This is a genomic window from Candidatus Schmidhempelia bombi str. Bimp (genome assembly GCF_000471645.3).
GTDB lineage: Bacteria > Pseudomonadota > Gammaproteobacteria > Enterobacterales > Orbaceae > Utexia > Utexia bombi.
This window is the reverse complement of sequence record NZ_AWGA01000050.1, coordinates 1-14,710: the sequence shown is the minus strand read 5'-3', so window position 1 is coordinate 14,710 and position 14,710 is coordinate 1. Positions and strand designations below refer to the sequence as shown.

The 14,710-nt window shown below is 34.3% G+C and carries 9 protein-coding genes; 3 read left to right on the top strand and 6 right to left on the bottom strand.

Annotation, left to right across the window (positions count from 1 at the left end):
- Nucleotides 1–288 precede the first annotated feature (288 nt).
- Both O970_RS04825 and O970_RS04820 read left to right on the top strand, forming a co-directional pair.
- Nucleotides 289–933 carry a cyclic nucleotide-binding domain-containing protein gene (locus O970_RS04825; RefSeq protein ID WP_051318601.1) on the top strand — a complete coding sequence of 215 codons (645 nt, stop codon included), beginning with the start codon at nucleotides 289–291 and terminating at the stop codon, nucleotides 931–933.
- A gap of 51 nt (nucleotides 934–984) precedes the next feature.
- A complete protein-coding gene (locus O970_RS04820) occupies nucleotides 985–2,094 on the top strand; it encodes a YdgH/BhsA/McbA-like domain containing protein (RefSeq protein WP_024496019.1) in 1,110 nt (369 codons plus the stop codon).
- A gap of 74 nt (nucleotides 2,095–2,168) precedes the next feature.
- Here O970_RS04820 and O970_RS04815 read toward each other — a convergent pair whose 3' ends face one another.
- Nucleotides 2,169–2,891 carry an endonuclease gene (locus O970_RS04815; RefSeq protein WP_024496018.1) on the bottom strand — a complete coding sequence of 241 codons (723 nt, stop codon included), beginning with the start codon at nucleotides 2,889–2,891 and terminating at the stop codon, nucleotides 2,169–2,171.
- A gap of 323 nt (nucleotides 2,892–3,214) precedes the next feature.
- A complete protein-coding gene (hrpA, locus tag O970_RS04810) occupies nucleotides 3,215–7,117 on the bottom strand; it encodes an ATP-dependent RNA helicase HrpA (protein WP_024496017.1) in 3,903 nt (1,300 codons plus the stop codon).
- A 90-nt stretch (nucleotides 7,118–7,207) separates the two neighbouring features.
- Here hrpA and O970_RS04805 point away from each other — a divergent pair, with 90 nt between their 5' ends.
- Nucleotides 7,208–7,642: an META domain-containing protein gene (locus tag O970_RS04805; RefSeq protein WP_024496016.1), complete on the top strand. Its 435-nt coding sequence runs from the start codon at nucleotides 7,208–7,210 to the stop codon at nucleotides 7,640–7,642.
- A gap of 81 nt (nucleotides 7,643–7,723) precedes the next feature.
- Here the strand turns inward: O970_RS04805 and O970_RS04800 are convergent, their stop codons facing one another.
- The 4 genes from O970_RS04800 to pta form a co-directional block, all read right to left on the bottom strand.
- A complete protein-coding gene (locus O970_RS04800) occupies nucleotides 7,724–8,368 on the bottom strand; it encodes a hypothetical protein (protein ID WP_024496015.1) in 645 nt (214 codons plus the stop codon).
- A gap of 796 nt (nucleotides 8,369–9,164) precedes the next feature.
- Nucleotides 9,165–9,872, bottom strand: coding sequence for a LexA family transcriptional regulator (locus O970_RS04795; protein ID WP_024496014.1), 708 nt, complete (start codon nucleotides 9,870–9,872; stop codon nucleotides 9,165–9,167).
- An 865-nt stretch (nucleotides 9,873–10,737) separates the two neighbouring features.
- Nucleotides 10,738–12,321, bottom strand: coding sequence for a glutamine-hydrolyzing GMP synthase (gene guaA, locus O970_RS04790; protein ID WP_024496013.1), 1,584 nt, complete (start codon nucleotides 12,319–12,321; stop codon nucleotides 10,738–10,740).
- A 218-nt stretch (nucleotides 12,322–12,539) separates the two neighbouring features.
- Nucleotides 12,540–14,675, bottom strand: a complete 2,136-nt coding sequence (gene pta / locus O970_RS04785; protein ID WP_024496012.1) for a phosphate acetyltransferase — start codon at nucleotides 14,673–14,675, stop codon at nucleotides 12,540–12,542.
- Between the last annotated feature and the right edge of the window lie 35 nt (nucleotides 14,676–14,710).

Sequence of the window (14,710 nt, the reverse complement as noted above, 5' to 3'; positions counted from 1 at the left end):
TCTTTAACCCCATAATCCTATTCCTTTACTCACCCCTCCCTTCTTCAACAAAAAGAAAAAATTTATTACCTCATTGCTCTTCCCTTATAAATTTAAATCATATTAATATTTTTCCCATCCCCCCTTCTTCAGTAAATTCCTGTTTCTTAAAATAACAATTTTGTTATTATATTAAACCATTCAAATCGCCATACTTAGCTTAATACTCCAAATATGAGAAAATTTTTATCACCTAATTTTTTAAACTACTCTGTCCCCTGTGAACAATGCAGTATCGGCCCTCTCTGTATGCCTACTGCTCAATATCAGCATTCTTGTAAATTCAATAAATACAAAATTACGATCGCTAAAAACCAACTTCTCGTCAAGGCAGCTCAACCTTTTTCTAAACTTTATGCCGTTCATTCCGGTTGCTTGAAAAGTTACAGTGTAACAAAAGAGGGGAAAGAACAAATCCTCGGCTTTTATCTGCCTGGGGATATAGTTGGATTTGAAGCAATGACTTATCATAAATATATTAATTCAGTTAAAGCCTTAAGTAACACGACTATTTGTGAGTTCAATTATCATGATTTTAGTACATTTATTGAGAACAATAACGAAGCCAGAAGTATCACATTACGTTTAATGAGTACTGAAATCTTAAATTATCAGAAACTTCTTCTAATGCTATCACAAAAAAATGCCGAAAAACGGTTGGCTAGTTTTATTTATTCCATTTACTACCGTTATGCATTGCGTGGTTTTACTTCCACCAATATCAAACTAGCTATGAGTCGCCATGATATTGCCAATCACTTAGGACTAACTATTGAAACTATCAGCCGTATTCTTAAGCGCTTGCAACAACTTGACATTCTCCATGTTAAAGGAAAACATATTTTTATCAAAAATCTTGCAGAACTGATTAAGTTTTCAGGAGAATTAGAGTAATATTACTCGTTTCAATGATTTGATTATCATCATATTATTAAGGTCTACTTTATGTTTAAATTAAAAAAAACACTAGTTATCGCACCCCTATTTTTACTTTTACCGACAACAACTTTATTTGCTGCGACAGAATTAACCAAACAGCAAGCAGATACATTACAACCTTACAAAGAAATCTCTATTAGAGGAACGTATCCAAGTATAAAAGATGCAGTTAAAGCTGTTGCTAAAAATGCTGATAAAGAGGGGGCAACAAGTTTCTATATTAAAAGTATGAATTTTCATTCTCGTAATGAATCCTTACGAATTATTTATGCTGATTTATATAAAGCAGATGCACCTAATTTAGATCAACATTCAAAGGAACAGTACCGCATTTTCCACGGTGTATATGAATATCCAAAACACATTGCTACTGGCTTTGAACCATACACTATTATAAAATTACGAGCTTATTATCCTAACCAACACGATATTAATAATGCTGTCGGTAAAGCTGCCGCGGATAAAGGCGCTTATGCTTTCTTTATTGATCGTCAAGTTGAAGTAAGTGGTCGTAATACTGCAGTAACCGCTTATCTTTTCAAAAAAGATGCACCTATCCGTCAAGTTCAACCTGATGATGCCATTCCTTATGATTCAGAAGCGGGACAATTAGCCTTAGCACAAGGTGGTGATGTAGCATTACAAGTTGAAAAACCAGGTTATTACTCTTCTACTGCTTTTAATGAACAATATTATGCCGAAAAATTCAAATCTCATAGTGAGCAAGATATCAAAACTGATCGTGAAATAGAATTAGCACCTAAAAATAATAAAATAAATACCACAAAAGATGCAACAGCAATGGCGGTTGTTACAACAGAAGAACCCCAGAAAGTTATTACTAACCAAAAGTCTAAAGCAACAACACCGAATGGACGATATACGATAAAGCTTAAAGATGGAACAACCATTCAAGAACTAAATGATGCCACTGCCGCTAAAATGGTACCATTTGATTCATTAAAATTTAGAGGCTATTTTGTCTCCGATAATCAAATATCAACACAAGCTGCACGAAAAGCGGCAGCGGCTGGCGCTAAGTATTATCATATTAGTCGAATAGCCCAAGAGCCAAAAGGGCCAAACCGTGTTGTTTATATTGATTTATTTAAATAAGCGAAAGTATACATTTAAAAAAGGCACGATCAGTGCCTTTTTATCTATAAGATTTTAGTGTAAATAGACAAACTTTAATTGCTTTTATTGCATGACTGAGTGATATAAGGATTATCATTCCCTTGGATTTTGGTAATAATTTGATTCCGCTCGCATTCCCACGTAGTTGGTGGATACATTTTATCCCATGCCTCCATTAACTGCCTATCTTGTTTAGATAATCTCACCTTATATTTATTAGCCATGTAAAAATAAGTTCGTGCAATTTCGCCTTTTACCTCATCCCGTGGTTGAAATTTTCTATTTTTAAAATCTACCGCTGATTGACACTGACCATATTGATCAAATACGCGCGTAAATTGGGAATAACCAAAATTTGAACGATCTGCATTTACTTCACCAATAGCTGGACGTAAATTATGCATATCCCCTTCCATCACATTGAAAGTAGGAACTTTAGCGCAATTTTTGCGCCCTCCATTTTGCCAACATTGTAACTGTGAACCAAAATGGTGTGCTGGCATGACATGTTCCCACTCAATGCGATTAGCTCTGATCTCATTTTTACGAATTTTATAACCACAAGAAGCTAAATCGACGATACCTTTATTTCCTTCAAAGGTAAATTGGCAACCACAATAGAATGTTTTTTCCTCTGGATGGTCATTATAAACTTTAACTAATTGCTTTTTAGCATGGCTAAAATTTTGTTTAGTTGCAGAAGAGGAATGGTAAACATTTTCTATTGAGTAAGATAAAAAAGGGGTAAATAAAGTGATCAATAATAATTTTTTCATTGCTGTCTTATTTCTTTTTCGGTATGGAATAAATATTTAGTCTTAATACATAACCATATGATTTTTCTAGTAATCAAAAAATCATTGTATGACGAATAAGCTAAATAATTTATTTTTTGATATATCACGTATAAAGCAATCTATTTATTCGTGAATATAAGTTAGATTAATTAAGTGGGAAAATAGTAACATGGTAGAGTTATGACGCAAGTTACCTTCACGTCAATTGATGGTTTTTTATCTATTTTCATGTCAAAATTTAAGCTAATATATTTAAAGGTATGATTCGCATACCTTTAAATATTAGATATTATTCTAAATCTTTAAAGATTTTTATAGACATTTTCGATTTGTTGCATAATACGTTTGTCTGATATGGAATAAGGCGTGCCTAATTGCTGAGCAAATAAGTTAACTCGTAACTCTTCAATCATCCAACGTATCGCTATTACCTCAGGGAGTGGTTTCTTCTGCTGGGATAATTTAGATAATAGTTGTTTATACGCTTTTTGCACTACTTCGATTTTATGCATATGTAATCTATCACGATTAGGATCAGCCATTAATTTTTCTAACCTTTTTTCAACAGCTTGCAGATAACGATAAATATCCTTTAAATGTTGATAACCCGCTGATGCAACAAATCCTTTATAAATTAAACCTGTTAATTGGGCTTTAATATCAGATAAAGCAAACGCTAAGGATAAATCAACTTTTCCTTTTAATTTTTTATTAATGTTAAAATGAAGGGTTAAAATACGTTCAACTTGTGAAGCAATATCTACCACCAACGGATTTATTTCACCTTTTACTTTAATTAATAAAGCCGTAAATTGATCATTATTCCATACCAAACCGCCATGTCTATGAATCAATTCGTCAATACCACACGCAATACAATCATCAATCAATTCCAAAACTTGACCAAATGAATTAAAGTACAACCCTAATTTTGCTTTATTAGGTAATTTTTCATGTAGATATTTTATGGGTGATGGGATATTTAATAATAATAAACGTCTTAAGCCAATCAACGATAATTGCTGTTGTTCCTCTTCGGTTTCCACCAATTTAATGCTGACAGAATGCTGATTATCTTGCAGTGCTGGATAGGCTTTAACCGCATAGCCACCTTTTTGTCCTTCATAAATTTTAGGTAATATACCAAAATCCCAAACCGTTATCTCATTTTTTTCTATTTTATCATCAGTAACAACTTCAGATAATGTTTGTTGTAATTGCTGTTTCAAAGTGTGCTTTAGCGCTAACAAATCTTTACTTTCGGCTAATGTACGATGGTTATGATCAATAACGCGGAAAGTGATTTTTAAATAATCAGGAACTTGTTCCCATTGCCATTGTTCACTGTCAATCGTTACCCCTGTCATACGTCGAAATATGTGTTGCATTTCATCAATTAAATTACCTTTTAAAGGCGTAGCTCGTTCTAAAAATGCTTCGGCATAGTTAGGCGCTGGAACAAAACTGCGTCTTAACGATTTAGGCAAAGATTTAATTAACGCTATTATCAAGTCTTTACGCAATCCAGGGACTTGCCAATCGAATCCTTGTGGGCTAAGCTGATTCAAAATAGTAATAGGAATATGAACGGTAACACCATCAGCGTCACTACCTGGTTCAAATTGATAAGACAAAGGTAATTTAAGCGTATCTTGATACCAAAAATCAGGGTAATCAAGTTGATTGACTTGTTTTTCAGCCGATGCATTGATCAACATCGATTTTTCAAAAAGTAACAAATTGGGTTGTTGCTGTTTTATGCTATTCCACCAATGATCAAAGTGTCTGGCAGAAATAATATCAGAGGGTAAACGCTCATTATAAAAACCATATAAAGTTTCGTCATCCACCAAAATGTCTTTACGTCGGGCTTTATGTTCTAATGTTTCTACATCATCAATTAATTGCTGATTTTGTTTAAAAAACGTGTGTTTGGTTAGCCAATCGCCCTCAACTAAAGCATGACGAATAAACAGCTCACGGCTTAATTGTGGATCAATCTTACTATAATTAACAACTCTTTTGCTGACGATCGGCAACCCAAATAACGTCACTTTTTCATAAGCTAGGGTCGTCCCTTTGTTTTTAGACCAATGGGGTTCACTATAACTACGTTTAACTAAATGATTTGCTAATGGCTCTATCCATTCTGGATCGATATCAGCCGCCATACGTCCCCATAGTTTAGTTGTTTCAACCAACTCTGCGACTACACACCATTTAGGTGGTTTTTTAAAAATAGATGAATTAGGAAATAGCGAAAATTTAATATTTCGTGCGCCATGATAAATGGGTTTATCAATATCTTTCATTCCTATATGCGATAGAAGACCGCTTAATAAAGCGAGATGAATAGCTCGATAGTCCGCTTCTTCACTGTTAATTAAAAATTTGAGTTCTTTAACTGTTTGTCTCAACTGCGTATAAACATCTTGCCATTCGCGTATACGCAAATAATTCAAGTATTCTTGATGACATAATTTTCTAAATTGATTACTGCTTAAAGAGTGTTGCTGCTGTTGTAAATATTGCCATAAATTAATAAAACTAATAAAATCAGATGTTTTATTTATAAAACGCCGATGCTTTTCATCCGATGCCTGCTGCTTATCAAATGGTCTTTCTCTGGGATCTTGGATGGATAAAGCGGCGGTAATAATCATTATTTCTTTTACACACCCCTGTTTTTTAGCTTCAATAACCATACGACCTAGACGTGGATCAATAGGTAACTGAGCTAATATTTTACCCACATCCGTTAACTGATAACGGGATTGTATAAATTTAATACCCCCTAACTCTTCCAGTAATCTGATGCCATCTTGGATATACCGTTTGTCTGGCGATTCAACAAAAGGAAACGCGACGATATCCCCTAAACCTAAAGCCGTCATTTGTAATATTACTGACGCTAAATTAGTACGCAAAATCTCTGGTTGCGTAAATTGAGGGCGTGATAAATAATCTTGCTCTTCATATAGTCGGATACAGATACCTTCAGAAGTTCGTCCACAGCGTCCTGCTCGTTGATTAGCTGATGCTTGCGATATGGGTTCAATCGGCAAACGCTGGATTTTGGTTTTAGCATTATATCGACTTATTCTAGCTAAACCAGTATCAATAACATATTTGATACCTGGTACGGTTAAGGATGTTTCTGCGACATTTGTCGCTAATACAATTCGACGTCCTTGATGTAACTGAAAAATTCGATTCTGCTCGCTAGCCGATAATCTAGCATATAAAGGCAACACCTCGGTATGACGTAAATTAAGTTTCTTTAATGCCTCGGCAACATCACGAATTTCACGCTCACCAGTGAGGAAAACTAAAATATCACCCCATTTTTCATGGGATAATTCATCTACAGCCTTAATAATGGCGTGCACTTGATCATTATCATCGGTATCTGTTTCTTCGCTTTGCTCAATAGGACGATAACGTATTTCAACTGGATAGGTTCGCCCCGAAACCTCAATTATAGGCGCCTGATTAAAATGTTTCGAGAAACGTTCAGGATCGATAGTTGCTGAAGTAATAATCACCTTTAGATCCGGTCTTTTTGGTAAGATTCGCTTTAAATAACCAAGGATAAAGTCAATATTTAAGCTACGTTCATGCGCCTCATCAATAATAATGGTATCATACTGTAGTAACCATTTATCTTGCTGGATTTCCGCTAATAAAATACCATCGGTCATTAACTTAATTAATGATTGTTGACCTACTTGATCATGAAAACGAACTTTATAACCAACGACCTGCCCTAATTCCGTATGTAACTCCTCGGCAACTCTCGTTGCAACCGATCGAGCGGCCAAACGCCTCGGTTGTGTATGTCCAATATAGCCCTTAATCCCTCGTCCTAATTCTAAACAAATTTTGGGGATCTGTGTCGTTTTACCCGATCCAGTTTCACCGGCAATAATCACTACTTGATTATCGCGAATAGCTTGATATATAGCGTGCTTCTTATCAACAACAGGCAACCCCTGTGGATAGCAGATTTTTGGTAAATTTGCCAAACGCTGTTGATATTTTTGTTCGGCAAGAATCAATTTATGATTAAATTGTTCTAGCTGATTATCAGTAATTTTATCTTTTTTAAGTAAGGTATTAAGTTGTGGTTGAAGTTTGCTTTTATCGGTTAAACATATGGTATTAAGTCTTGTAAAAAAAGGTTGTAATTGTTGATGATGTAGCATAAATTAGTCACGACTAGTTAACTTAAACTAAAAATCTATTAGCATATTGATTTTTATATTATAGCATATTTATCATTTTACGGAGGTTTTATGAAAAAACTTACAGCACTTATTGCAGGAGCTACCTTAAGTGCAATTTTATTGACAGGTTGTCACTCTGATGAAAAAGTGAAACCAGATGCCTTGCTATATCATCGTTTTGCTTTAGTTAAAGCAAATGGAGATGAAGTCAAAGTAGAACAAGATCAAGAAGTTCCATATATTGAATTTAATGAAAATTTCAACATTAGTGGCAAAATGTGTAATAACTTTTCAGGTCAAGCTATTTATAAAGATGGGAAAATTACCAGCGATAATTTAGTCTCAACCAAAATGCTCTGTCCAAGTGATCAATTAAATAAACTGGACTACATGATTGATGAAATGCTAAAAAGAGGGGCGAATGTCGCACTAAGAAACAATCAATTAACGTTAAAATCCGGTAACGACATATTAATATTTAATTTAAGAGATGTCGTTAATTGATTACTGTTTCAGTAACGCTTAGCAGCAATAAAAAACCGAGTATTTACTCGGTTTTTTTATGGTAAAAGATATTTATCCTTATCATTCATCCAGATTTTTAACAATCACATAAGCTTTCAAACAAATAACAAATAGATAAATGAAAGTGAATAAAATTAAACTTGCATAAACAATTTGACGATTATACTCAAAAATAATCAATGCCAATAATACCGTGGTAACGATTATAACGGTTTGAAGTTTAGTTATTCGATCAGAAAACGTCGATTTTAAATGATAAACTTTGACAAATAAATCAATATAAGCATTGATAACTGCACATAACGCAGTCGCCCATCCTACATACGCAGACCAACCAAACATCCATAAACCATAGCCTAACCCAAGATAAATCACCACATCAGAATAACGATCGGCAAAGGTATGATAGACTATTGAGAATGGACTATGAACCCCACCTTCTTTTTCAACCCTATCAATGACAATATTACAAAATAAACGCAATAAAATACCCATAATAGCCACAAGTAAACAACAAGAAGTAAACCAAATATGGTTAAAACAAAAAGCTAATAAAAAAGCGAAACTAGCAACTTGAGCAAAAACCATACTTAGCAATGCTATTTCATTAGGCGTTACCCCTTTTGTGACTAGCCGAGTTGTTACATGTTGAATCCATCGTTGCTTTACATCGGATAGATGACAGTGTTTAATTTTCTGTATCATGGAATGACCTATGTTCTTAATCAATAGCAGCATTACAAACAAATATAAATGATATGGGTTAATTTAATAAATGTAAAATCGTAAACAGATAAAATACTGAATTATTCTTTATATACTGAACAAGTGAATAGAAAAAAATATATATCCTATAAATAGGTTAAAGTAAAATCATAGTCTAATTTTATTATTTATTACACACAATAATAAAAATATTGATACGGTTATAATTTTTGCATCTAAGCTTCTTTTTCGGTTTAGACAAAACCAAATCAACTTTATCAGACCTAATCGACTAACTTCAGTCTCTTTTTAACATTAGTTAATATTTTTAGTTTGGTTATATCACCTAAGGCAATAATAAGATTTAGGGGTAGCCTGCTACTATTGAGGCATTTAAATCTAAGTTTATAATCAGCTTACTGTTATATATAAATTACAATAGTTCTTCTCATATTATGAGATAAAAAATATCAACTCAGTGTCCAGATATATCATTACTGTTTTGTTAAGTTGATTTGTTTTGATGTGAATATCAAACTTACAGTTGATATAAATCTCTAATTAAATATTTATAAAAATCAACAAAAAGAGTTAGTAAGTTGATTTTAAAGTTTATTTGACTCATTTTTTAATCAAGAAAATATGTTATATGGAGTTCTAGTAGGAGTTAGATGTAAAAAAACCGTATAAAGTGGATGACAAACAGTTATTGTGATAATAAATGGATTATTTCTTCAAAAATTGCCACATTATTATCCTTGTCTTTCAAAAAATCGCCGAAGCGGTTAGATTTTTATTAAATAATCGACGATATCCACCACACACGCCCTAAGATAGCAAATTCACCAGATTCTATTTGTTCTTTATTTATAATTTCGTCTTTGAATTTGGGATTGAAAGATCTAACAGTTATAGTACCATCTAAGTTTTGAATTAATACTTTTACTTTTTGTGATTCTCTGATACGGATAGCATAAATTTTGCCATCTTTTATCCGGTTATCCGCCATATCTATCGATAGTGTGTCACCATCAAATAATCTAGGGTTCATACTATCACCAGAAACTCTCACCACCCTTATTTGGTCAAAATGAATTCCTTCTCGCTTCAATGTGCTTGCGCTAAATGGTAAAGTGTAAATCTCTGTTTCATTATTATTTATTACTCCGTGACCAGTAGAAAGCTCTATATCTAACACTGGAACAGTAACAAATTCTATGCTATTTTTTTCTGTATTACTCATTTCCCAGCATGTTGCAGGCTTTAGTCTTGAATTGCTAATATAACTATCATCCATTTTTTTATTACCTTTACCAGATAACAACCACTCAAGAGAATACCCAGTGGATAGACATATCATTCTAGCAGAGCTAATGCTTATCTTATTTCGTTTAAACCAATTATTAACAGCTTGATTTGTGACGCCTGTTATTTTAGCCAAATCAACTTGTTTAATATTTTTATTAATCATTATTTCATTAAGGCGTTGGATTACATCGTTCATTGGGCTTCTCCTTTTGTAGAGTAATAGTAAACCAATCTTTTAGATTATCAATCAACTAAAACATAAGCAACAGGTTGATATCTTTTTATTTAGTTTATTATTATTGATGTTTTGTTTAACATAAGGTTTAAGTGTATAAACAACTTACACCATTTGATATAGCGATTGCTACCGTTGGCGGTAAGTAACAAGAATTAGCTAAAAGATTAGGGTGTACTGAACAAATATTAGCAAAATAAAAAAAGAAGGGGTCTATTCCCACCAATCACCCTGAGTTCTAAAAAAGAAGTTATTCCCTCAATTTTATCAATAAAAATTAGGAGTAAATAAACTAACTAACGACAGTTACTGTCGAGAAATAGTACAAGCGCTGACAAATGTTGGTATTGATAAATATTATTGCCGCTCAAGCTAAAAAATGGGATATTGGATGATTGTTTAGATAAAGCAAAAAACATGAAAAGAGACTGGCAAAATCAACTCACTAGTTGCACTTAGTGAATTTAAATATTTAACGAATAAAATAAATCATATTATAGAACATGTGAATAGGAAGATAAATTAATGTCCCAACAATAGCGGAGAATCGCTTTGTGTTATGATGGTAAATATCGAATTTTAGACGATATACAGAGAGAAATAAAGAAGCATTTTAATCAATCTGATATTACACCAGCAATTAGCACAAGACTGTAAGAAAAAGTTCGGTTATACAAATATGATTACGTGAAAGACAAGTATCACATACTCAATCAAAAAAACAAAAGGCTTATTATTACTACATATTAGAGACTAAAAAGCCTTGTATAACAAGGCTTAATATGAATAAAAAAGACTATATGAGATCATATGATATTAATTGTAGTTATTCCCATTCAATTGTTGCCGGTGGCTTACCAGAAATATCATACACTACTCGCGATATTCCATTTACTTCATTAATAATTCGATTAGATACACGACCTAAAAAATCGTAAGGTAGATGTGCCCAATGAGCAGTCATAAAATCTACAGTTTCAACGGCACGTAATGAAACAACCCAATCATAGCGACGTCCATCCCCCATTACGCCAACAGAACGTACAGGTAGAAATACACTAAATGCTTGGCTTACTTTGTGATATAAATCTGCTTTGTATAATTCTTCGATAAAAATCGCATCCGCTTGACGCAATAAATCGCAATACTCTTTTTTTACCTCGCCTAATACACGTACGCCTAATCCTGGTCCTGGAAATGGATGACGATATAACATTTCATATGGTAGTCCCAACTCCAGTCCTATTTTGCGTACTTCATCTTTAAATAATTCACGTAATGGCTCAACAAGTTCCATTTTCATCTCTTCTGGTAATCCACCAACATTATGATGAGATTTAATAACATGGGCTTTGCCAGTATCTGCCGCGGCAGATTCTATTACATCGGGGTAAATCGTACCTTGTGCTAACCAATGCACATCCTTTAATTTTGCTGCTTCTTCATCAAAAACGGCGACAAATTCTCGTCCAATAATTTTACGTTTAGCTTCCGGATCTGAAATGCCTTTTAGTGCATTTAAAAAGCGATGTTCAGCATTAACGGCAATAATATTAAGTCCAAATTTATTACCAAACATATCCATGACTTGTTGTGCCTCATTTAGCCTTAACAATCCATGATCAACAAAAACGCAAGTCAATTGATCGCCAATAGCTTGATGTAACAGTAATGCGGTTACCGATGAATCAACGCCCCCCGATAAACCCAGTAATACGTTATCTTTTCCAACTTGTTGTTTAATCCTATCAATAGCATCAGTAATAATTGATGAAGGTGTCCAAAGCTTTTCGCAATGGCATATATCAATAACAAAACGTTGTAATAATTCAAACCCTTTAACCGTATGAGTGACTTCAGGATGAAATTGGACGCCATAAAACTGTTTTTCATCATCAGCGATAATGGCAAAAGGACATGTTTCAGTACGCCCAATTAAGGAAAAATTATTTGGCAGTTGCGTTACTTTATCACCATGGCTCATCCATACATCAAGTTGTTTTATTTCATCAGCAGTAATACTATCAAAAATACCCTCAATTAATTTTGATGAGCCGACTAAATCAACTTTAGCATAACCAAATTCTCGCTGATTAGAAGCAGTTACCTGACCGTTTTCACCGACTTGAATCGCCATCGTTTGCATACCATAACAAATGCCTAACACTGGAACACCAGCATTAAAGACATATGCTGGCGCACGAGGACTCCCTTCTTCCGTAGTACTCTCTGGTCCACCAGATAAAATGATCCCTTTTGGATTAAACGCTTTAATCTTTTCTTCAGACACATCCCATGGCCAAAGTTCACAATATACGCCAATTTCACGTACTCGACGTGCAATCAACTGTGTGACCTGTGAACCAAAATCCAAAATTAAAATCCGCTGTTGGTGAATATCTTTTTTCATCACGTATTTTCCTAAAAATAAATATGCTGAAGCTTAAGAAATAAACATCATAATTGATTGATTTTGTTATATAAATCAATGGTAATTAACCCTATTACCTTATTTACCATTTTTAAAAGCAATATGATTAATTACCATAAAAGATGAGGTGATATCATATCACCCCATGTTATTTGCTTGCTATTAGCTTAACTTTAATTAGTTTTTTAATAACACTATTATTGTTGTGTAGCCTGAATAGCAGTTAGTGCAATAGTGTATACAATATCGTCCACTAATGCGCCACGCGATAAATCATTCACTGGTTTACGCATACCTTGTAGCATTGGTCCGATTGAAACTAAATCAGCCGAACGTTGCACTGCTTTATAGGTAGTATTACCTGTATTTAGATCTGGGAAAATAAATACGGTTGCTTTACCGGCAACAGCTGAATTAGGTGCTTTCGATTTAGCCACATCTGGCATTACGGCTGCGTCATATTGTAATGGACCATCGATCATTAAATCAGGACGCTTTTCTTGCGCAATACGTGTTGCTTCTTTCACTTTTTCAACATCAGCACCCTGACCAGAATTTCCAGTTGAATAAGAGATCATCGCGACACGTGGTTCAATACCAAACGCAATAGCTGTTTCAGCGGATTGAATCGCAATTTCTGCTAATTCCTGAGCATTAGGATCTGGATTAATTGCACAGTCACCATAAATATAAACTTGTTCAGGCATTAGCATAAAGAATACAGAAGAGACTAATGAACTTGTCGGTGCGGTTTTAATTAATTGTAATGGTGGGCGAATAGTATTCGCAGTCGTATGTACAGCTCCAGAAACTAAACCATCAACTTCGTCACGCTCTAGCATCATGGTACCTAATACCACATTATCTGCTAATTGTTCACGAGCAATCACTTCCGTCATACCTTTATTTTTACGTAATTCGACTAAACGACCTACGTAATTTTCGCGTACCTGTTCTGGATCAATAATGTCTATATTTGCTCCTAATGTCACGCCTTGTGAAGCCGCAACACGTTTTACTTCTTCAGGATCACCTAAAAGAACACATTTAGCAATACCGCGTTCAGCGCAAATGGCTGCTGCTTTAATCGTTCTTGGCTCATCGCCTTCTGGTAGTACAATAGTTTTGGACGCTTTACGTGCAAGTTCAGTTAATTGATAACGGAAAGCAGGCGGAGATAAGCGGCGTACTGGTGTAACAACTTCAGTTAAGGATTTCACCCACTGAGTACTCATATGATCAGCAATAAAGTTTTGTACTTTTTCAATCCGTTCTTTATCGTCAACAGGTACTTCTAGATTAAAATTCTGTAAATTGATTGATGTCTGCCATGTATTAGTTTCAACGGTAAAGACAGGTAAACCGGTAGCAAAGGCTTGAGCACATAATTGTTCTACTTGTGGATCTAATTGGTAACCACCCGTTAGTAAAATTGCCCCAATTTGAATACCGTTCATAGCAGCTAATGACGCAGAAACTAATACATCGACACGATCAGCAGATGTCACTAACAATGCATCTGGTTGAAAATGCGTAATCATATTAGGAATACTACGCGCGCAGAAGGAAACATGTTTAATACGACGCGTTTCGATTGCGCCTTCATTAACTATTTTTGCCTTTAAATGCTTAGCAATATCAGTTGCACGACAAGCACTTAAATCGATATTCCATGGGATACACCCTAATACAGGTAACGAACTGCTTTGTTGCAACTCTTCCAAGGTAACTTTTTTATTATCATATGTTGGTTTATGATAGATTTCATTAATGATTGGTTGTGCTAATGTTTGTTCATCAATCGGTGCATTTACTTTATTGATAATCACCCCGATCACTTTTTCATTTTTGATACCACCAAAATTAGAACGTGCAATCTCTATTCTTTCCGCTAATTGTTCTTTAGTATCACTACCTAAAGACATCACGAAAACAATTTCTGCGCCTAGCGTTTTTGCGATATCATGATTTAATTGATTCGCAAAAGGATAGGCATTACTTGGTACAATCCCTTCAACTAATACGATATCAGCATCTTGTTTATTGTTTTCGTAAAGCGCGACAATCTCTTCCATCAACACATCTTGCTGACCCGAACTAATCAAACTTTCGATACGACTCATTTTTAATGGCTCAGCCGTAACAATATTTGAATTAGCACGTAAAATAGTCGTAGTTTGATCAGGTTTATCCCCACCTGCTCGCGGTTGTGCAACAGGTTTAAAAACACTTAATTTAATACCTTGACGTTCCATTGAACGGATAACGCCAAGGCTAACACCAGTTAAACCAACGTTGGTACCGGTAGGTATTAACATAATGGTACGAGACACAATTTGTTCCTTCTTATAAAAAACCGCCGGATTCG